The sequence below is a fragment of the Albidovulum denitrificans genome, assembly GCF_002973535.1.
In the GTDB taxonomy this organism is placed as follows: domain Bacteria; phylum Pseudomonadota; class Alphaproteobacteria; order Rhodobacterales; family Rhodobacteraceae; genus Albidovulum; species Albidovulum denitrificans.
In genome coordinates, this window is record NZ_PVEP01000001.1 from 1,023,494 (window position 1) to 1,042,893 (window position 19,400).

At 66.7% G+C, this 19,400-nt stretch carries 18 protein-coding genes; 7 read left to right on the forward strand and 11 right to left on the reverse strand.

Annotated elements, in window-relative coordinates; translation table 11 throughout:
- The first annotated feature begins 5 nt into the window (after window positions 1-5).
- Complete coding sequence (locus LX70_RS04985) at window positions 6-1,394, forward strand: helix-turn-helix domain-containing protein (RefSeq protein ID WP_105513375.1); 1,389 nt, start codon at window positions 6-8, stop codon at window positions 1,392-1,394.
- Window positions 1,395-1,397: 3 nt separating this feature from the next.
- Here LX70_RS04985 and LX70_RS04990 read toward each other — a convergent pair whose 3' ends face one another.
- Window positions 1,398-1,640, reverse strand: coding sequence for an HP1242/YdcH family protein (locus LX70_RS04990; protein ID WP_105513376.1), 243 nt, complete (start codon window positions 1,638-1,640; stop codon window positions 1,398-1,400).
- A gap of 162 nt (window positions 1,641-1,802) precedes the next feature.
- Here LX70_RS04990 and LX70_RS04995 point away from each other — a divergent pair, with 162 nt between their 5' ends.
- Together LX70_RS04995 and LX70_RS05000 are read left to right on the forward strand one after the other, a co-directional pair.
- Window positions 1,803-2,936, forward strand: a complete 1,134-nt coding sequence (locus tag LX70_RS04995; RefSeq protein WP_105513377.1) for an aminodeoxychorismate synthase component I — start codon at window positions 1,803-1,805, stop codon at window positions 2,934-2,936.
- Window positions 2,900-3,544, forward strand: a complete 645-nt coding sequence (locus LX70_RS05000) for an aminotransferase class IV (RefSeq protein ID WP_105513612.1) — start codon at window positions 2,900-2,902, stop codon at window positions 3,542-3,544. The genes LX70_RS04995 and LX70_RS05000 overlap by 37 nt, the downstream gene beginning before the upstream one ends.
- Window positions 3,545-4,011: 467 nt before the next feature.
- On the opposite strand, the gene LX70_RS05005 is transcribed toward LX70_RS05000, so the two are convergent.
- Window positions 4,012-4,752 (reverse strand): YebC/PmpR family DNA-binding transcriptional regulator, encoded by a 741-nt coding sequence (locus tag LX70_RS05005; RefSeq protein ID WP_105513378.1) that lies wholly within the window; start codon window positions 4,750-4,752, stop codon window positions 4,012-4,014.
- A 113-nt stretch (window positions 4,753-4,865) separates the two neighbouring features.
- Here LX70_RS05005 and LX70_RS05010 point away from each other — a divergent pair, with 113 nt between their 5' ends.
- Window positions 4,866-6,635, forward strand: coding sequence for an SLC13 family permease (locus LX70_RS05010; RefSeq protein WP_105513379.1), 1,770 nt, complete (start codon window positions 4,866-4,868; stop codon window positions 6,633-6,635).
- A gap of 54 nt (window positions 6,636-6,689) precedes the next feature.
- Here LX70_RS05010 and LX70_RS05015 read toward each other — a convergent pair whose 3' ends face one another.
- The 3 genes from LX70_RS05015 to LX70_RS05025 are packed head-to-tail and all read right to left on the reverse strand — an operon-like array spanning window position 6,690 to window position 10,237.
- Window positions 6,690-8,468 (reverse strand): SLC13 family permease, encoded by a 1,779-nt coding sequence (locus LX70_RS05015; protein ID WP_105513380.1) that lies wholly within the window; start codon window positions 8,466-8,468, stop codon window positions 6,690-6,692.
- Window positions 8,469-9,425, reverse strand: coding sequence for a DMT family transporter (locus LX70_RS05020; protein WP_105513381.1), 957 nt, complete (start codon window positions 9,423-9,425; stop codon window positions 8,469-8,471).
- Window positions 9,425-10,237 (reverse strand): TIGR00282 family metallophosphoesterase, encoded by an 813-nt coding sequence (locus tag LX70_RS05025; RefSeq protein WP_105513613.1) that lies wholly within the window; start codon window positions 10,235-10,237, stop codon window positions 9,425-9,427. The genes LX70_RS05020 and LX70_RS05025 overlap by 1 nt, the downstream gene beginning before the upstream one ends.
- Window positions 10,238-10,472: 235 nt before the next feature.
- Here LX70_RS05025 and LX70_RS05030 point away from each other — a divergent pair, with 235 nt between their 5' ends.
- Complete coding sequence (locus LX70_RS05030) at window positions 10,473-11,132, forward strand: VPLPA-CTERM sorting domain-containing protein (protein WP_170076119.1); 660 nt, start codon at window positions 10,473-10,475, stop codon at window positions 11,130-11,132.
- Here LX70_RS05030 and LX70_RS05035 read toward each other — a convergent pair.
- Entirely contained in the window at window positions 11,129-11,677 is a 549-nt protein-coding gene (locus tag LX70_RS05035) for a 5-formyltetrahydrofolate cyclo-ligase (protein ID WP_105513383.1), read from the reverse strand. The two genes, LX70_RS05030 and LX70_RS05035, sit on opposite strands and share 4 nt — an antisense overlap.
- Complete coding sequence (gene mgtE / locus LX70_RS05040; protein WP_105513384.1) at window positions 11,674-13,056, reverse strand: magnesium transporter; 1,383 nt, start codon at window positions 13,054-13,056, stop codon at window positions 11,674-11,676. The genes LX70_RS05035 and mgtE overlap by 4 nt, the downstream gene beginning before the upstream one ends.
- A 126-nt stretch (window positions 13,057-13,182) precedes the next feature.
- On the opposite strand from mgtE, the gene guaD reads away from it, so the two are divergent.
- Entirely contained in the window at window positions 13,183-14,505 is a 1,323-nt protein-coding gene (gene guaD / locus LX70_RS05045; protein ID WP_105513385.1) for a guanine deaminase, read from the forward strand.
- A gap of 22 nt (window positions 14,506-14,527) precedes the next feature.
- Here the strand turns inward: guaD and LX70_RS05050 are convergent, their stop codons facing one another.
- From LX70_RS05050 to LX70_RS05060, 3 genes are all read right to left on the reverse strand, one after another.
- Window positions 14,528-15,865, reverse strand: a complete 1,338-nt coding sequence (locus LX70_RS05050; protein WP_105513386.1) for an 8-oxoguanine deaminase — start codon at window positions 15,863-15,865, stop codon at window positions 14,528-14,530.
- 111 nt (window positions 15,866-15,976) lie between these two features.
- A complete protein-coding gene (gene hisN, locus LX70_RS05055; RefSeq protein ID WP_105513387.1) occupies window positions 15,977-16,777 on the reverse strand; it encodes a histidinol-phosphatase in 801 nt (266 codons plus the stop codon).
- 61 nt (window positions 16,778-16,838) lie between these two features.
- Entirely contained in the window at window positions 16,839-17,201 is a 363-nt protein-coding gene (locus tag LX70_RS05060) for a helix-turn-helix domain-containing protein (protein WP_105513388.1), read from the reverse strand.
- Between the two features lie 330 nt (window positions 17,202-17,531).
- Here LX70_RS05060 and LX70_RS05065 point away from each other — a divergent pair, with 330 nt between their 5' ends.
- A complete protein-coding gene (locus LX70_RS05065) occupies window positions 17,532-18,491 on the forward strand; it encodes an NADPH:quinone oxidoreductase family protein (protein WP_105513389.1) in 960 nt (319 codons plus the stop codon).
- On the opposite strand, the gene LX70_RS05070 is transcribed toward LX70_RS05065, so the two are convergent.
- Window positions 18,444-19,376 (reverse strand): LysR family transcriptional regulator, encoded by a 933-nt coding sequence (locus LX70_RS05070; RefSeq protein WP_105513390.1) that lies wholly within the window; start codon window positions 19,374-19,376, stop codon window positions 18,444-18,446. The two genes, LX70_RS05065 and LX70_RS05070, sit on opposite strands and share 48 nt — an antisense overlap.
- Between the last annotated feature and the right edge of the window lie 24 nt (window positions 19,377-19,400).

Here is a 19,400-nt window from a genome sequence, read left to right on the forward strand (position 1 = left end):
CGGAAATGGCGGTCCAGAAACTCTATGCCGGGGTCAAACTGCGCGAGACGCGCACAAGGCTTGGCCTGACGCAGAAGGCCTTCGCCGCCAAGCTGGGCGTCTCGCTGCCCTATCTGAACCAGATGGAGAACAACCACCGGCCCGTTTCGGCCGCCGTGGTGCTGGCGCTGGCGGGTGAATTCGGCCTTGATGTGACCGAGCTGTCGGCGGGCGATGCCGAACGCATGGTCAGCGACATGCGCGAGGCGCTGGCCGATCCGGTCTTTGCCGACGCCACCCCGCCGCTGGCCGACCTGCGCCTTGCGGCCTCGAACGCGCCGATGCTGGCGCGGGCCTTCCTCGAACTCCACCGCGCCTACCGGCAGACCCACGAACGCCTCGCCTCGCTGGACGAAGCCTTGGGACGCGAGGGCGGCGCCACCGCCGTCTCCCCCTGGGAGGAGGTGCGCGACTTCTTTCACTATTGCGACAACTACATCGACGCCGTGGACCGCGCCGCCGAACATTTCGCCGGCCCCGACCCCGCGCAACTGACCGAGCGCGCCCGCGCCGCCCTGTCGGCGCGCGGCTACACCCTGCGCTTCGCCGATACCGATGAGGTGCGCCGCCTGGACGACAAGGTGCTGACGCTGTCGACCCGCGCCGCGACTGCCACCCAGCGCTTCCAGCTTGTCCACCAGATCGCGCTTCTGACCCAGAACGACCTGCTGGAGGCGACGCTGGACCTTGCCCGGTTCCAGACGCCCACCGCGCGCGCCATCGCCAAGATCGGGCTGGCCAACTACTTCGCCGGGGCGGCGGTGCTGCCCTATCAGCCCTTCCTCGCCGCCGCGCGCGAGACGCGCCATGACCTTGAACGCCTCTCCGACCTTTTCACCGCCTCGGTCGAACAGGTGGCCCACCGGCTCTCAACCATGCAGCGCCCCGGCCAGAAGGGCATCCCCTTCTTCTTCGTTCGCGTCGATCAGGCCGGGACGATCACCAAGCGCCATTCGGCCACGCGGCTGCAATTCGCCCGCTTCGGCGGCGCCTGCCCGCTTTGGAACGTGCATCAGGCCTTCGAGACGCCGGGCCGCTTCCTGCGCCAACTGGCCGAGACACCCGACGGGGTGCGCTATTTCTGCCTGGCCCGCGATGTGTCGAAACCCGGCGGGTCATTCCGCGCGCCGGTGCGCCGCTATGCCATCGGCCTTGGGTGCGAAATCAGCCATGCGGGCGATCTGATCTATACCGACGGCATGGACGTGACCAACGCCCGCGCCTTCGAACCGATCGGCATTTCCTGCCGGATATGTGAGCGGGCAGACTGCCACCAAAGGTCGGTCCCCCCGCTCGAACGGCAGTTGCGCGTCGACCCCGACCGGCGCGGCGTCCTGCCCTATGATATTGGCTGACCCTCAGCCCGCCGAAAGAATTCGCGCGATTTCATCCTTCAGATGCGCGCGCTTCTTGCGCAGCTCGGTCTCGGCGAGGCTTTCCATCGGCTCGATCCCGGCCTCGGCCCGGTGAACCTGACGGTTGATCTCGTGATATTCATCAGCAAGGCGCGAAAAATGCGCGTCCGAGGTTTTCAGCGCGTGAATCCGATCGGCGTCGGCGGGGAATTCCTCGTGCAACTCGTGTGGGGTATGTTGTGACATGGCGTCTCCTGTTGTTTGCCTCACAAGCCTAGCAACCATGGCCATCGCGCAACTTGACCTCGGTCAAAGCGCGACGCGAATGGCGGGTGAAGCGGCGGCAACGTACTTGCGCCAAGGCGGCGGGGCGGTCACTTTCCGGCGGACGATTCACGGAACGCGCAGATGATCCTTCTCGAACATGGCCCCGGCGGGGATGCCGCCCTTTTCCGCGCGCCGCGCCGGGTGATCCGCGCCGACCACGCGGATGAGGTGCTGCCCGCGCTTCTGGCGCTCGACGCCGCGCAGGCGGAGGGTCTCTGGGCCGCGGGCTTCGTCGCCTATGAGGCGGGCTATGCGCTGGAGCCGCGCCTTGCCCCCCTGATGCCCGCCAACCGCCGCGGCCCGCTCCTGGCCTTCGGCCTTTACGACGCCCCCGAACCGGGCAGCGCCACGCTTGCCCAGGCCGAAGCGCTGGCGGCGAAAGCCACGCTCAGCCCCGCCGCGCCGGACTGGTCGGCGGCCGATCACGGCGCGGCGATGGCGTGCGTGCTGGACCACATCGCGGCGGGCGACATCTATCAGGCCAACCTGACCCTGCGGATGCGCGCCCATGCCTCCGGCCCCGCCCTGGGCCTTTACGGCGCGCTGCGGCGGCGTCAGCCGGTCGGCTACGGCGCCTTTCTCGACCTGCCGGAGATGCCGGTCCTCATCTCCCGATCCCCCGAGCTTTTCTTCGCCACCGATGCCGAAGGCAGGATCGAGACCCGCCCGATGAAGGGAACCGCGCCCCGCGCGACCAACCCGGCCCATGACGCGGCGCTGCGGATGGAGTTGCAGCGAAGCATCAAGAACCGCGCCGAAAACCTTATGATCGTTGATCTTTTACGCAACGATATCTCGCGCATATCGACCATCGGATCGGTCAGGGTGCCAGAGCTGTTCGCCATCGAATCCTATGCCACCGTGCATCAGATGGTCAGCCGCGTAACGGGTCAGCTTTTGCCCGGTACCACGCCGTCAGGTCTGTTCCGCGCGCTCTTTCCCTGTGGCTCGATCACCGGCGCGCCGAAGATCCGCGCGATGGAGATCATCCGCGATCTGGAACTGACACCACGCGGGGCCTATTGCGGCGCGATCGGCTGGCTTGGCCCGGACGGCGCGTCGGCCTTCAACGTCGCGATCCGCACCCTGACGCTGCATGACGGCGGCGCGGTTGAGATCGGCGTCGGCGGCGGTATCGTGGCCGACAGCACCCCCGCTGGCGAATATGAGGAGGCGCTGTGGAAAGCCCGTTTTGCCGCCCTGACACGCGGCTGATCGAGACCTTCGGCTGGGACGGCGGCGCCTTTCGCCGCCTTGACGCCCACCTCGCCCGCGCCCGCGCCTCGGCGGCGGCGTTGGGGTTCCGCTGGAACGAAAGCGCCATCGGGGCGGCGCTTGGCGGCGTCACCGGCGCGGCGCCCCTTCGGGTCCGCCTGACCATCGGGCGGGATGGCGCGGCAGAGATCACGACCGGCCCGCTGGCCCCCACGCCGCCCCTCTGGCGGCTGACCCTCGCCAAGGACCGGCTGGCCCCCAACGACCCGCGCCTGCACCACAAGACGACGGAACGCGCGCTTTACGACGCGACCCGCGCCGCGCTGCCAGAAGGCACCGATGAGGCGCTGTTTCTGAACACGCGGGGCGAGGCGGCGGAGGGGACGATCACCAACCTTTTCTTCGACCTCGGCGCGGGGATGCGAACGCCCCCCCTTGCCTGCGGCTGCCTCCCCGGCATCCTGCGCGCGGAACTGCTGGCCTCCGGCCGGGTGCAAGAGGCGGTCCTGACGGAAGCCGACCTGCCCCGCGCGCGGCTCTGGATGGGCAACGCGCTGCGCGGCCTGATCCCGACAACGCTAGTGGGGATTGCGCCGGACCTGGTGTGATGGCCGGAGCGAAAGAGCGGCGGTGAAGGACGAGAACGGGAAGGCCTGCGCCTTGCCGTCCCGGACCTGATCCGGGACCTCCGCGACCGAAAGAAGAGGTCCCGGATCAAGTCCGGGACGCTGCCGCCTTCCCCCCTGCGCCGCGTCCCTCCCCGGCCCGGAACAAGGGGCGCCAGCCCCGCCGGGCCAGCGCCAGACATCTACCAAGTAGACCCCGCGCCGCCGCGCATCGCCGCGCCACCGGCCCGGCACTCAGCGACGGTGGACGAGAACGGGAAGACCCGCGCCTTGCCGTCCCGGACCTGATCCGGGACCTCCGCCACCGGAAGAAGAGGTCCCGGATCAAGTCCGGGACGCGGCCGCCTTCCCCCCCTGCCTCAGCGCCCCCCACGGTCGCCCGCCGCCCGGCCACACGCAAAAAAGCCGCCCCGAAGGGCGGCTCTTGTCCGGCACCATGGCCGCAGCGATCAAAGCGCCGCGGCGACCTCTTCCGGCACGTCGAAATTATGCGTCACGGTCTGCACGTCGTCATCCTCTTCCAGCATGTCGATCAGCCGCATCAGCTTTTGCGCCGTCTCCATGTCGACCTCGGTGCGCGACTGCGGCCGCCAGACGAGCTTCGATTCCGTCGACTCGCCCAGCGCCGCCTCAAGCGCGTCGGAGACCTCGGACAGTTCCTCGAACCCGCAATAGATCCAGTGGCCTTCCTCGTCGGAGTCCACATCCTCCGCCCCGGCCTCGAGCGCGGCCATCATCACGTCATCGGCGCTGCCCGCCTCTACCGGATAGGACACCTCCCCCATGCGGTCGAAGCTGTGGCTGACCGACCCCGTCTGGCCAAGGTTGCCACCGCATTTGGTAAAGTAGCTGCGCACGTTCGACGCGGTGCGGTTGAGGTTGTCGGTCAGCGCCTCGACGATGATCGCGATGCCGTTCGGGCCATACCCCTCATAGCGGATCTCGGTGTAATCCGCCGCATCCCCGGCCTGCGACTTCTTGATCGCGCGGTCGATCACGTCCTTGGGCATCGACTGCGACCGCGCGGCCTTGACCGCCAGACGCAGGCGCGGGTTCTTCTCGGGGTCCGGGTCGCCCATCTTCGCGGCGACCGTGATTTCCTTGGAAAGCTTGGAAAACAGCTTCGAGCGCGCCGCATCCTGCCGCCCCTTGCGGTGCTGGATATTCGCCCATTTTGAATGGCCTGCCATGACCCTCTCCGTCCGACATCTGGTAAATCCGGGCTTCTATATGTCAGGGCGGCGGGAACCTGCAAGGGCGCGCTCGGGTTGCACCCCCGGAACGGACGGGGTTCACTGGGGCCATGACCCACGATCAGCTTTTCCTTTTCGCGCTTTTCGCCGGTGTTTTCGCGGCGCTCCTCTGGGGCCGCTGGCGCTATGACCTGATCGCCTTTTCCGCGCTTCTGATCGCGGTCGTCGCGGGCCTTGTCCCCGCCGGGAAGGCGTTCGAGGGCTTTGGCCACCCCGCCACCCTGGTCGTGGCGCTGGTCCTGGTCGTTTCGGCCGGGCTGACGCGGGCGGGCGTGGTGATGGAGATCACGCGCCGTTTCGTCGTGGCGGGCCGCGCGCTTGGCAGCCATATCGCGATCATGGGCGCGGTCGGCATGGCGCTGTCGGCCTTCATGAACAACGTGGCGGCGCTGGCGCTGCTGATGCCCGTGGATGTAGAGGCCGCGCGCAAGGCGGGCCGCACCCCCGGCCGATCGCTGATGCCGCTCTCCTTCGCCACCATCCTCGGCGGCATGGTCACGCTGATCGGCACGCCGCCCAACATCATCATCGCGACCTTTCGCGGCGACGCGCTGGGCGAACCCTTCCGCATGTTCGACTTCGCCCCGGTCGGCGGCGTGGTGGCCATCGTCGGGCTTCTCTTCGTGGCGCTGATCGGCTGGCGGCTGATCCCGCAGCGGGGCGACGCCACCATCCGCGCCGAGGCGGCCGCCTATCTCGCCGAACTGGTGGTGGCCGAAGGTTCGGACATCGTGGGCAAGACCATGGCGGCACTTTACGATGAAGGCGACCGCGCCGGCGCCACCGTCATGGCGCTGGTCCGCGACCGCAAGCGGCGCTACGCCGTCTCACGCGACCGGGTGATCGAGGCGGGCGACGTGATCCTTGTCGAAGCCCCGGCCGAGGCGCTGGACGAACTGCGCGCGGGCCTGAAGCTCGACTTCGCCGACCAGCGCCGGAAAAGCTATCTCAGCGCCGAAAAGGCGGGGTATGAGCTGACAGAGGCGGTGGTCCCGGCCGATGCCCGCATTCGCGGCAAGACGACCGAATCCGTCGGCCTGATCTGGCGCCAGCGCACCGTGCTGCTGGGCATCTCACGGCGTGGCCAGCGCATTCGCGGCCCTTTGCGCAAGACCCGCATCCGGGCGGGCGACATCCTGCTGCTGCTCACCCCCGGCGATACGTCCGCGGCGGTGATCGACTGGCTCGGCTGCCTGCCGCTGGCCGATCAGGGCGTCGCCATGACGCGGGCCGACAAGCTTTGGCCCGCCGTGGGCATCTTCGTCGTCGCCATCGCCGCCGCCAGCTTTGGCCTGATCGACCTGCCGGTCGCGCTGGGGATCGTGGTCGTGGGCTATGTCGCGACCGGGGTCCTGCCGCTTCAGGACCTTTACAGCCATATCGAATGGCCGGTGATCGTGCTGCTGGGCGCGATGATCCCGCTGGGCGCTGCCCTGCAAACCTCGGGCGGGACCGACCTGATCGCGCGGGGGCTGGTCGATCTGTCCTACGGCGCGCCGGCCTGGGTGGCGCTGCTTCTCCTGATGGTCGTGACCATGTCGCTGTCGGATATGCTGAACAACACCGCCACCGCCATCGTCGCGGGGCCGGTGGGGATCTCCATGGCCCGCTCCCTCGACGCCTCGCCCGACCCGTTCCTGATGGCGGTCGCGGTGGCCTCGTCCTGCGCCTTCCTCACGCCCATCGGACACAAGAACAACATGCTGATCCTCGGCCCCGGCGGCTATGCATTCGGGGATTACTGGCGCATGGGGCTGCCGCTGGAACTTCTGGTGATCGCGGTCGGCCTGCCCGCGATCCTGATCTTCTGGCCCCTTTGATGCCGCATGTTCGCGAAGCATGAAAACCGGTTCCCACTTTTCATGCAACATGCTCTACAGCGGCCAGAGGATCGGGATCATGAAGCTTGCCGTCAGCGCCAGAAGCAGGTTCATCGGGATCCCGACCTTCAGGTAATCGGTGAACTTGTAGCCGCCCGGACCGTAGACCAGCATGTTGGTCTGATAGCCGATGGGGGTGGAAAACGCCGCCGAGGCCGCGAACATCACCGCCACGACCAGCCCGCGCGGATCAAGGCCCAACGAATTCCCAAGCTCGATCGCGACCGGGGTGAAGATCACGCCCACCGCGTTGTTCGACACGATCTCGGTCAGGAACATCGCCAGAAGGTAGATCGCCAGCACCACCAGTTGCGGCGGCAGGTTCGCCAAAGCCGGGCTGACCCAGCTGACCAGCAACCGCGCCGCCCCGGTATGGTCCAGCGCCGCCCCGACCGCGAGCATGGCGAAGATCAACGCCAGAAGCCGCCCCTCGATAAAGGAAAACGCCTCTTCCGCGTCGATGCAGCGGGTCAGCAGGACAATCGCCACCCCGACGATGGACAGGACGAGGATCGGCGCCACACCAAGCCCCGACAGCGCCACAATGCCCGCCAGCACGCCAAAGGCGATCGGCGCCTTGTTGCGGCGATAGGGCTTCACCGTGGGCTTCGACACATCGACAAGGTCCATGTCGGCGGCCAGACGCTGAATATCCTCCGCCGCGCCTTCCAGCAGCAGCGTATCGCCCACGACGACGACCAGATCGTCCAACTGGCGGCCGATATTCTGGTTCCGCCGATGCACCGCCAGCGGATAGACGCCATAGCGACGACGCAGGCGCAATTCGCCCAAGGACCGCCCGACCATGCGGCAGCCGGGCGAAATCAGCACCTCCACCGTCTCGGTCTGGACCGATGACAGCTTATCGACCAGCCGCACGTCCTTGTTTTCCTGCATCCCCAGCAGTTCCGCCATCTCGGTCCGCAGGACCACGCGGTCGCCCGCCTGCAACATCACCGGGTCGAGGTCGCGGCGCAGCGAGGCATCGCCGCGCAGCACGTCTACCAGCCGCACGCCGGGCCGCTTGAAAAGATCCACATCCAGCGCCCGCTGCCCGACCAGCCGCGAATCCTCCGGCAGCGCCACCTCGGTAAAGAATTTCAGCTTGCGCCGGTCGCCCAACAGCCCCGCCATCGACTGCCGTTCCGGCAACACACGGCGCCCGACAAGGCCGAGATAGGCAAAGCCCACAAGCACCTGGATCAGGCCCAGCGGCGTGATCTCGAAGATCGAAAAGGGCGCAAGGCCCGCGTTGCGCCCGACACCGTCCACCAGAAGGTTGGTCGAGGTGCCGATCAGCGTGATCGTGCCGCCAAGGATCGCGGCATAGGACAGCGGCATCAAAAGCTTCGACGGCGACGTTCCCAGCTTGCGTGCAATCGTCACCATGACCGGGATCATCACCACCACGACCGGCGTGTTGTTGAGAAACGCCGAGGCCAGCGCGACCGATCCGAAGATGATGACCAGCGTCACCGTCGGGCGCTGCCCCGCGCTCGCCTCTGCCGTCCGCGTCAGCCAGTCAAGCGCGCCGGTCCGCACCAAGGCCCCCATGATGAGGAACATCGCCGTGATGGTCCACGGCGCCTGGTTGGTCAGCGCCTTCAGCGCGTCGTCATAGGGCAGAAGCCCCAGCACAAGACAGGCCGCCGCCCCGGCGATGGCGATGACCTCGGTCGGGAAGCGTTCCCGCACGAACATCACGAACATCGCGACCACGATCAGAAGCGCAAGGATGGCCTGACCGTCCTGCGACAGGTGAAGGTCGATCATTCAGGATACCTGCCTTTCATCCGCCCTGATCTTAGCGGGGTCGGGATGGGGAACAAGATTTTCCCCGTCCTTGCCGCGACGGCGCGGCTGGACAAGGAACAAACCGATGAAAACCACGGCAATCGCGGCCCAGACCCAGATCGAATACCGCTCTCCCAGCAAGAGCATCGACCAGACCACCGCCGATCCGGTGACCAGATAGCTGACCTGCGCGCCAAAGACCGCGCCGCCGTGGCCGACGATCCAGACATAGCCGGTATAGGCGACGGTATGGATCACGGCGACGCCGATCATCAGCACGTCAAGCGAAAGCGCCCCCTGCCCCGGCCAGATCCAGGCCCCGGTCAGGATCGCGGGCGGCAGCGCCAGCGGAATGCCTGCCAGCGAGGCCCCGGCCAGCAGTTGCACCGGGTCCAGACCGCCCGCGCCAAACTTGCCCAGCCCCGTCGCCTCGACGGCATAGCACAGCGCCGAGGCCAGCGCGAAAGGCAGGAAGATCAACGCCGCGCGGTCCGGCAAGCTCGCCTCCGGCACCACGATCAGAAGGATGCCGACCATCCCCGCGACAAGACCCAGAAGCCGGGCAAGGCTGGGCCGCTCGATCCCCACCGCCAGCGCCAGCGGCAGCGCCATCATCGGGATCAGCGCGAAACAGACCGAAACGAGACCCGATGGCAGCCCCTCTTGCGCGATATAGGACCCGGCATTGGGCAGGATCGTCCCGAACAGCGCGATAAAGACATAGCGGCCAAGCGCGGCGGGCGTCATCGGCAGCCCCCGCCCCTGCACGATCAATGCGCCCCCCAGCAGCGCCGAACAGACCACGAGCTGCCAGAAGATGATGCCGAAATGCCGGTAGCCGCCTTCGACGACGACCTTGGACATCGGCATGGTGATGCCCCAGACCACGCCGACGGCAATGAGGGCCGCGAAGAGAACGCGGGCCGGGGGCGTCATCAGACGCCCGCCCCCTGAAGCCGCCCGCCGATACGGATCATGCGGACGGTCTTTGCCTTGCCGGTGGCGTCGTCGGTTTCCACGTAGACACCCGACAGCGTCGCCTCGCCATTGGCAGGGGTGAAACGCTCCTTCGCCATGCCGGTCACGAAGCGCCGCATGGGTTCAAGCTTTTCCATCCCGATGACGGAATCATAGTCCCCGCACATGCCCGCATCGGTCAGGTACGCCGTACCGCCCTTCAGGATCATCGCATCGCCCGTCGGCACATGGGTATGGGTGCCGACCACAAGGCTTGCCCGCCCGTCGCACCAATGGCCCATGCCCATCTTCTCGCTCGTCGCCTCGCAATGCACATCGACGATGGCGGCCTGCACGGCGGCACCCAGCGTATGGGCGCGCAACACCTGATCGACGGCGGAAAACGGATCGTCGAAGGGCCGCTTCATGAAGACCTGGCCCAGCACCTGCGCCACCAGAACCTTGCGCCCGCCCGGCGCGGTAAAGACCCGCGCGCCCTTGCCCGGCGCGGTCTTGGCGAAGTTCAGCGGCCGAAGGATACGCGGTTCGCTTTCGATAAAGCCCATCATGTCCTTCTGGTCGAAGGCATGATCGCCCAGCGTCAGGCAATCCGCCCCGGCATCGAGAAGCGCCTTGGCATGCGCCGCCGACAGCCCCGCGCCCGAGGTCGCGTTTTCCCCGTTCACGACCACGAAATCGAGGCCAAGATCCGCGCGCAGGCCCGGCAGCCGCGCCGCCACCGCCGCGCGCCCCGCCCGTCCCATCACATCGCCAAGAAAAAGAAGCTTCATGCGCCCTGCGTAGTGTCCCCGCAGCGCCAAGGCAAGCGCGCTGCTGCGCGCCCGCACAGGGCGGCCTTTGTCGTCCCCCATCGGCGAAAGATCGCGCAGATTAACACCTGTGCCGAAATTGTGGCGATTGCGCCGCAGATTCGCCACATTTGCCCCAGTAAGGTCGAAAAGGTTAACGGTCTGCGGTACACTCGCGACTCGTTGCAACGTGATGAACAGTTCAGTGGAGGTCCCGATGGGCCGTCTTTCCAATCTCGCCGCCGCCTCGGTTTTCTGCGTTGGCCTGGCTGGCGCGGCTTCGGCCACCACGATGACCTTCGACACCCTGCCCGATTACGGTACGGTCATGTCCGGCGGCGGCACCGGCAGCCCCTATGTAGAAAACGGCATCACCGCGACCGCCACCTCCGCGGGCGGCGTGATGGCAAGCTACTTCACCCCCGGCACCGTCCATCTGGACGATTCCGGCACCGATGCCACATCGGGCGTGATGTTCACCACCGGCTCTGTCTTCGACGTGCTGGGCTTTTCCTTCACCTCGCTCGGCTTCAACTTCCTCGACACGGCGCCGAACGTGATGGGCAACATCTTCATTCAGGGCTTCCTGAACGGGCAGAAGGTGGTGCAGGAACATATCACCATGTCGCCGGTTTTCGGCACCGTGCAGGACATCGTCCTTGGCGCAGCCTTCGCCGGGCTTGACGCCTTTTCGATCGAGATCCTCTATCCGAATACCGAAGCCTTCTGCGACGCGCCCTGCGGTCACCTCGACCTTGACAGCGTGACCTTCGGCGGTATCGCACCTTCGCCGGTGCCGCTGCCCGCCTCGGGCCTGCTCCTTGGCGCGGCAGCGCTTGGCCTTGCCGGGATGCGCCGCCGCAAGACCCGCGCCTAAAGCCGGATCACGCCGCGTTCCGTCACGATCAGGTCCAGCTTCTGGTCCGTCGGTTCGGTCGGGACGCGGTCAGCCTCCTGCGCGGCGAAGGCAAAGCCGATGGCCGTGACAGGCCCGCGCGCACGTAAGCCTTCCAGCGTCCGGTCATAGAAGCCGCCGCCATAGCCAAGGCGAAAGCCCGCCCGGTCGAAGGCCAGAAGCGGCACGATCAGGACCTCTGGCACCACCTCTTCCGCGACCTCGGGGATCAGCGCGCCGAAGGCACCCGCGACCATGGGCGCGCCGGGGCGCCAGCGGTGAAAGACCAGCGGCTGCGCCTCACCCGGAATGACGGGCACCCCCACAACGCCGCCATGCGCTGCCATCGCCGGCAAAGGGTCGATCTCCGTCCGCATCGGCATATAGCCCGCCAGAACCTTGCCCGCATGGCCCGCCAGAACCTCGCGCAGCAGGTCCGTATCGCCCGGCCCGCGCCCCGCGAAGGCCGCCTTGCGCCGCGCATAGGCCGCCGCCCGCGCCTCTGCCTTGATCCCGCCAGACGTCACAACAACACCATCGCCGCCAGCCCGAGGAAGGCAAAGAACCCGACCACATCCGTCACCGTCGTCACGAAGGCGCCAGAGGCAAGCGCGGGGTCCACGCCGACCCGTTCCAGCGTCACCGGAACGATGATCCCGGCCAGTCCGGCAACGACCAGATTGATCACCATCGCGGCCGCCAGCACCCCGCCGATCAGGCCGGAATCGAACCAGAACCAGCCGACCGCCCCCATCACGGCGGCAAAGACCAGCCCGTTGACGAGGCCCACCATCACCTCGCGCCGGACAACCCGCCAGACGTTCGCGCCGGTCAGGTCGCGCGTCGCGATCGACCGCACCGCCACGGTCAGCGCCTGGGTCCCCGCATTGCCGCCCATCGACGCCACGATCGGCATCAGGACCGCCAGCGCCACCACCTGCGCGATCACGCCTTCGAATTGCGCGATCACGACCGAGGCAAGGATCGCCGTCACAAGGTTCACCGCCAGCCAGGGCAGCCGCTGCTTCGTCGTCTCCACCACGCTGTCGGAGAGAGAGCCTTCACCGACACCGGCGAGGCGCAGGATGTCCTCTTCGTGTTCTTCATCCAGAACCGCCATGGCGTCGTCGATGGTGATGACACCGACCAGACGTTCATCCTCATCCACCACGGGGGCGGAAATCAGGTGGTACTGGTTGAAGGCATAGGCGACGTCGCCTTCCTCTTCCATCACGTCGATGGTGCGGAAACTGTCCTCGGCCAGATCCTTAAGCGCCACCGCCCGCTTGGCCGACAAAAGCTTGCCCAGCGTCACATAACCAGTCGGATGCCAGCGCGGGTCGATCAGGATGACGTGGTAGAACTGGTCCGGCAGTTCCTCGGCACCGCGCAGGTAGTCGATCGTCTCGCCCACCGTCCAGTGTTCAGGCGCGGTCACCACCTCGCGCTGCATCAGACGGCCGGCGGAATATTCCGGGTAGGTCAGCGACTGTTCGACGGCGGCCCGGTCACTGTCCTCAAGCGCGTCGAGGATACGTTCCTGCACCGGCTCTTCGAGGTCTTCGATCAGGTCGACGACATCGTCCGAATCAAGCTCGCGCACCGCGTCGGTCAGGACGTCATGCGGCAGCGCCTCGATGATCTCCTCGCGGATACCCTCGTCGAGTTCCGACAGGATCTCCCCGTCGATCCCCTTGGACCAAAGCTGCACCAGCGCCGCCCGCGGCCCCGATCCGATCTGTTCCAGAAGGTCGGCGATGTCGGCCGCGTGCAGCGGCTCCATCAGCGCATCGACGGCCTCGGCATTGCCGTCCTCAACGGCATCGAGAATGGCCTCGACGACACGCGGATCAAGGCTGTATTCGTCCTCGTCCCGGTCCTCGATGTCTTCCTCGTATTCGCTCATGCCGCCCCCATCTCGCTTGCCCGGACAGTATCGGAAAGAGTTTCAAAGAAACAGAGGCAAAGGTCCGATTGCCCGCGCGGAACATGGCCTTACACTATGACGCTGAGATGACTTTGGGGAAACGCGATGGCGGACCTTCTTCTGGGCCAGACGCTGGCCTTCGACGGCAATCCGATGACCGACGGCCCCGGCGTGGCGCGCCATGACCGGACCGGCGCGATTCTGATCCGCGACGGCCGGATCGCCGACATGGGCGATGGCGACACGCTGCGCCAGCGCCACCCGCAGGCCCGCGTGACCGACTATGGCCGCGCGCTCATCTCCGCAGGCTTCGTTGATGCCCATGCCCATTACCCCCAGACCGCGATCATCGCGAGTTGGGGCAAGCGGCTGATCGACTGGCTGAACAGCTACACCTTCCCCGAGGAGATGCGCTTTTCCGATCCCGCCTATGCCGCCGACATTGCCACGCGTTATTTCGACCTGACGCTGGCGAACGGCACGACGACGGTCTGTTCCTACGGCACGATCCATCCCGAAAGCGTCGATGCCTATTTCACCGAGGCGCAGCGCCGGGGCCTCTGCGCCTTCGCGGGCAAGACCTGCATGGACCGCGACACCGCGCCGGGTGGCCTGCGCGACAGCGCGCAATCGGCCTATGACGACAGCAAGCGCCTGCTGGAGCGCTGGCACGGGCAGGACCGCCTGTCCTACGTCATCACGCCGCGCTTCTCCCCCACCTCGACGCCGGAACAGCTTCAGGCGCTTGGCGCGCTCTGGGCCGAACATCCCGACTGCCTGATGCAGACGCATCTGTCCGAACAGACGGACGAAATCGCCTGGGTCAAATCGCTCTACCCCACGGCGCGCGATTACCTTGATACCTATGAAAGCCACGGCCTTCTGGGTCATGGCGGGCTTTACGGCCACGCGATCCATCTGGAACCGCGTGAGGTCGATCGTCTGCGCGAGGTGGACGCCAGCCTGATCCATTGCCCGACCTCCAACACCTTCATCGGCTCGGGCCTGTTCGACATGGACGGGCTGACGCGGGCGGGGCATCGGGTTGGCCTTGCCACCGATACCGGCGGCGGGTCGTCCTTTTCCATGCTGCGCACCATGGCCGCGGCCTATGAGGTCGCGCAACTGCGCCACCGCGCCCTGCATCCGGCAGAGCTTTGGTGGCTGGCGACCGCAGGCTCCGCCCGCAGCCTTCTGGCCGATCACCGGATCGGCAATCTTGCGGCGGGCATGGAGGCGGACATCGCCGTCATCGACCTCGCCTCCACCCCCGCCATCGCCCAGCGCGCGAACCGCGCCGGGGACATATGGGAGGCGATCTTCCCGACCATCATGATGGGCGACGACCGCGCGATCCGCGCCGTCTGGGCGGGCGGGCGCGAGGTGACGCTGTCGGGACGCGGACCTTACAAAAACCCCACGCTGTAGCGACGCGAACCCTACGCCGGTTTCAGCCCATCAGACGGTGCGCCAGCCGGGTCTGATCCTCGATCACGCGCGGCAGGTCGATGGTGGTCAGTTGTCCGTCCCGCACCACCTGCCGCCCCTCGACGAAAAGGTCGCGCACCCGCGTCGGACCGCAGAAAACAAGGGCAGCGACCGGGTCCCAGGCGCCCGCCGCCTCGATCCCCGACAGGTCCCAGACGGCAATATCGGCGCGCTTGCCCGGCTCAAGCGATCCGCAATCGGGCCGCCCCAGCACCTGCGCCCCGCCGAGCGTCGCGATCTCAAGCGCCTCACGCGCGCCCATCGCATCGGCACCCAGACTAACCCGTTGTAAAAGCATCATTTGCCGCGCTTCCGCGACAAGGTTCCCGGCATCGTTCGAGGCCGATCCATCGACGCCCAGCGCCACCTTCACCCCCGCATCCCGCATCGCCCGCACCGGCGCGATGCCAGAGCCAAGGCGACAATTCGAACAGGGACAATGGGCAACCCCGGTGCCGGAGCGGGCGAAAAGATCAATTTCCGAACTATCCAGTTTCACGCAATGCGCATGCCAGACATCGTCGCCGGTCCAGCCCAGATCTTCGGCATATTGCCCCGGACGGCAGCCGAATTTTTCCAGGCTGTAAGCGATATCTTCGTCATTCTCGGCCAGATGGGTGTGCAGCATCACGCCCTTGTCCCGCGCCAGCACCGCCGCCTCGCGCATCAACTCACGGCTGACGGAAAACGGCGAACAGGGCGCAAGACCCACGCGGACCATCGCGCCTTCGCTGGGGTCGTGAAACGCATCGACCACGCGCGCCATATCGTCCAGGATCGCGCCCTCCCGTTCCACCAGCCCGTCAGGCGGCAGGCCGCCATCGCTTTCCCCGATCGACATAGCGCCCCGTGTCGGATGGAAGCGCAACCCGATCTCGCGGGCGGCGTCGATCGTGTCCTCCAGCCGGGCGCCGTTCGGAAAAAGATAGAGGTGATCGGAACTTAGCGTACATCCCGACAGCGCCAGTTCGGCCAGCCCCACCAGTGCCGACACCCGCATCTCCTCCGGCCCGAAGCGCGACCAGATCGGGTAAAGTGTCTTCAGCCAGCCGAACAGAAGCGCGTCCTGCCCGCCCGGAACCGCGCGGGTCAGGGTCTGGTAAAGGTGGTGATGCGTGTTCACCAGGCCGGGCGTGACGACGCAGCCCCTGGCCGACACGACCTCGCCGCCCGTGGTCAGACCCTGCCCCACGGCGGCAATCACGCTGCCCCGGATCAGCACATCGCCCCCGGCAATCTCCGCCCGGCGGCCATTCATGGTGACGACCGCCTCGGCACCCCTGATAAGGATTTCCCGCATGTCCCGTTCCCTGCCCCTTCGGTCCAACGGGACGGCCGCCGACAGAAGGGGGAAGGACTCGGCGGCGGGCGCAGGGTACGAAACCCCGGCCTTCGGGGCAATGACGCCCCGTCAGCCGTTCAGAAGCGCCATCGCCTCGGCATGGATCGCGCGGTTCGCGGCGGCAAGAATCTGCCCCCCCTGCGGCGCCGGGTTGCCCTGCCAGTCGGTCACGATCCCGCCCGCCGCTTCGATCACCGCGATGGGGGCCTGAATGTCATAGGATTGCAGCCCGGATTCGATCACCACGTCGATCTGCCCCGCCGCGATCAGGGCATAGGCATAGCAGTCCATCCCGTAGCGCGTCAGCCGCGCGGCCCGCGACACCCGGCGGAAGGCCGCGCCTTCCTCAGCCGTGCCGACCTCGGGGAAGGTGGTGAACAGGATCGCCTCGGACAAGGCCCGCGCGGGGCGGCTTTGCAGGCGGGTGGTGCCGGTCGGCCCGGAGACCTCCGCCACCCCGAAGCCGCCGGAAAATCGTTCGCCGATATAGGGTTGGTCGATGATGCCAAAGACCGGCCCGACCGCGTCGGCGACGGAAATCAGCACCCCCCAGGTCGGCGTGCCAGAGAGGTAACCGCGCGTCCCGTCGATGGGGTCAAGCACCCAGGTCAACCCGCTGGTGCCGGATTTGGCCCCGAACTCCTCGCCAAAGATCGCGTCATCCGGCCTGCGCCGCGCAAGGATCGCGCGCATCGCCTCTTCCGAGGCGCGGTCGGCGACCGTCACCGGATCGAACCGCTCGGTTTCCTTGTTATCGGCCGACAGCCCGGCGGCGCGGAAATGCCGAAGCGTCTCCACGCGCGCCGCGTCTGCCAGTTCATGTGCCGTACCGATCAGCTCGGCACGCTCGGCGTCGGTCAGGACGGTCATGCGCTTCCCCCTCGAAATTCGGGTTAGCGGTACCGCCCCGCCTCCGGCCGGTCAATGGCCATCAGGCCGCGTCCGACAGGACCTTCGCCAGATCGAAGAGACGACGCCGCTGTGCCTCGGGGATCGCGTAATAGGACCGCACGAGCATCAGCGCTTCCTTGTCGGCGAGGATGTCGCCGTCAACCTCTTCGGTCACCGGATTGCGCGAGTCGAGCCCTTCGAAAAAGAAGCTGATCGGCACGCTCATGGCTTCGGAAATGTCCCAAAGACGGGAGGCCGAAATCCGGTTCATGCCGGTTTCGTATTTCTGGATCTGCTGAAATTTGATTCCGACCTTGTCGGCCAACTGCTGCTGGGTCATGCCCACCATCCAGCGGCGATGGCGCACGCGCTTACCGACATGGACGTCAACGGGGTGTTTCATAATATACTCCTTACACTCGTCACCCGTTTTCAAGCAAGCGGCGTGCCAAGTTAGAAAATCCTGCAATCTATCCACAGGAAATCGCCAAAAAATTGATCCGAATCACAACCCGAGGCTGATCGCGGAATTGCATCGCAAGTTCGAAACAATCCACCTATACGAAAAGACATGTCCCTTCACTCGCCTCGGATGAGCGTTGCGTTTTGATTTGCAAAATGCAACGCAATTTGGCGAGCGCCCGTCGCAAAATGCAATCAATGGGCGAAGTTGCAGGGCTGGAATCCGTCCCGCCGCCGGTTTAGCGTCACTTCGAACGGATGGAGAGCCCCAATGCGACGCTTTGCGATCACCTCTTATGGCGCGACCCCGGCGCTAGGCGACGCGCCCGTGCCTGAACCAAAGCCGGGCGAGGTCCGGGTGAAGATCGCGGCCTGCGCGCTGAACTTCGCCGATCTCCTTATGATCGAAGGGAAATATCAGGAACGGCCCGAACCGCCCGTCACGCTGGGGATGGAGCTTTCCGGCACGGTCGAGGCGCTTGGCCCCGGCACCACCGGCCCGGCCATCGGCACCCGCGTCGCGGTCTATTCCAACGGCGGCGGGCTGGCAGAGCATGGCTGCTTTGCCGCCGACCGCTGCCTGCCGATCCCCGACGCCATGCCCTTTGACGCCGCAGCCGCCTTCCAGATCGCCTATGGAACCAGCCATGTCGCGCTGGACCACCGGGCGCGTTTGCAGCCGGGGGAAACGCTTCTGGTCCTCGGCGCTGCCGGGGGTGTCGGGCTGACGGCGGTGGAGATCGGCAGGAAAATGGGTGCGCGGGTGATCGCCTGCGCGCGCGGGGCCGACAAGCTGAAGATCGCCGGGGCGGCGGGCGCCGACCACCTGCTCGACAGCGAAACCGCCGACCTGAAGGCCGAGGTCAGGGCGCTTGGCGGCGCCGATGTGGTCTATGACCCGGTCGGCGGCGCGCAATTCGATGCCGCGCTGCGCGCCACCAACCCCGAAGGGCGCATGATCGTGGTCGGCTTCGCGGGCGGCACCGTCCAGCAGATCCCCGCCAATCACCTTCTGGTCAAGAACATCACCGTGATCGGCCTTTACTGGGGCGGCTACCTGTCCTTCCGGCCAAAGGTCCTGACCGGCAGCCTTGCCACGCTGATGGGCTGGTATGCCGAGGGCGCGCTGCACCCCCATATCTCCCACCGCCTGCCGCTGGAACGCGCGGGCGAGGCGCTTGAACTACTCCGCAGCCGCAAGTCGACCGGCAAGGTCGTCGTCACGATCTGACCCGCGCCCGGCGCCTGCTGCGCGTTGGGCCGCGCAGGCATCGCCATAGGCGCAGCGCAGTTGCGCCAGAAGGCTGTCGATCACCGGCCCGTTCTGGCGCCCGGCATTGTAAAGGCAGATCGAAAGCGTCCCCAGATCGGGCAGCGCATTGCCCGCCTCGATCACCTCAAGCCCGCCGACCGCGCCTTCCATCCGCGCGGTGATCGACAGGTCGGCGGCCACCGTCGCCTCTGCCACCTGCTCCGACCCGCCACCGACGGCAAGGTCCCAGCGGATGCCTGCCTCGGTCAGCGCATCCTGCGCGATCGGGCGGAAGAAACAGGTCTCGACGAAGGCAAGCCGCACCGGGCGTTGCTGCCAGGCGATCCCGTCCGGCGCGCCGACCCAGACCAGCCGCCGTGTGGACAGCCGCTCCGCCCCCTCATCCGGGCGCATCTCGGTCGTCATGATCAGGTCGTATTCCCCGCGCCCGAAGCCCTGCTTCAGCTTCGAGGTAAAACAACTGTCGAGGTTGATCCGCACCCGCGGATATTCCAGCGCCATCGCCTTCAGGATCTGCGGCAGTTGCGGGTAGACGATGTCATGCGGCACGCCGATGCGGATCTCGCCCTCGAACGCGGTATCGGTCAGGCGCAGCAACGCCTCATCGTTCAGGTCGATCATGCGGCGGGCGTATTGGGACAGCAACTCCCCCTCGGGCGTCAGCGACAGCTTGCGTTGCACACGGTTGAAAAGCGCCGTGCCAAGGCTTTCCTCCAGCCGCTTGATCTGCATCGAGACCGCCGACTGGGTGAGGTTGAGAAGCCCGGCGGCGCGGGTGACGCCCCCCACTTCCGAGACGGTGACAAGCGCGCGCAGCGCGGTGAGGTCGAGATTGCGGGCCATCGTTCACATTCTGTGATGATTATG

Coding starts and splice junctions, on each gene's coding strand:
- LX70_RS05030 (WP_170076119.1), top strand. CDS start 10,473: ATGGGCCGTCTTTCCAATCTCGCCGCCGCCTCGGTTTTCTGCGTTGGC.
- LX70_RS05020 (WP_105513381.1), bottom strand. CDS start 9,425: ATGACGCCCCCGGCCCGCGTTCTCTTCGCGGCCCTCATTGCCGTCGGC.
- LX70_RS05050 (WP_105513386.1), bottom strand. CDS start 15,865: ATGCGGGAAATCCTTATCAGGGGTGCCGAGGCGGTCGTCACCATGAAT.
- LX70_RS05060 (WP_105513388.1), bottom strand. CDS start 17,201: ATGAAACACCCCGTTGACGTCCATGTCGGTAAGCGCGTGCGCCATCGC.
- guaD (WP_105513385.1), top strand. CDS start 13,183: ATGGCGGACCTTCTTCTGGGCCAGACGCTGGCCTTCGACGGCAATCCG.
- LX70_RS05015 (WP_105513380.1), bottom strand. CDS start 8,468: ATGATCGACCTTCACCTGTCGCAGGACGGTCAGGCCATCCTTGCGCTT.
- LX70_RS05025 (WP_105513613.1), bottom strand. CDS start 10,237: ATGAAGCTTCTTTTTCTTGGCGATGTGATGGGACGGGCGGGGCGCGCG.
- LX70_RS04990 (WP_105513376.1), bottom strand. CDS start 1,640: ATGTCACAACATACCCCACACGAGTTGCACGAGGAATTCCCCGCCGAC.
- hisN (WP_105513387.1), bottom strand. CDS start 16,777: ATGACCGTCCTGACCGACGCCGAGCGTGCCGAGCTGATCGGTACGGCA.
- mgtE (WP_105513384.1), bottom strand. CDS start 13,056: ATGAGCGAATACGAGGAAGACATCGAGGACCGGGACGAGGACGAATAC.
- LX70_RS04985 (WP_105513375.1), top strand. CDS start 6: ATGGCGGTCCAGAAACTCTATGCCGGGGTCAAACTGCGCGAGACGCGC.
- LX70_RS04995 (WP_105513377.1), top strand. CDS start 1,803: ATGATCCTTCTCGAACATGGCCCCGGCGGGGATGCCGCCCTTTTCCGC.
- LX70_RS05005 (WP_105513378.1), bottom strand. CDS start 4,752: ATGGCAGGCCATTCAAAATGGGCGAATATCCAGCACCGCAAGGGGCGG.
- LX70_RS05070 (WP_105513390.1), bottom strand. CDS start 19,376: ATGGCCCGCAATCTCGACCTCACCGCGCTGCGCGCGCTTGTCACCGTC.
- LX70_RS05010 (WP_105513379.1), top strand. CDS start 4,866: ATGACCCACGATCAGCTTTTCCTTTTCGCGCTTTTCGCCGGTGTTTTC.
- LX70_RS05065 (WP_105513389.1), top strand. CDS start 17,532: ATGCGACGCTTTGCGATCACCTCTTATGGCGCGACCCCGGCGCTAGGC.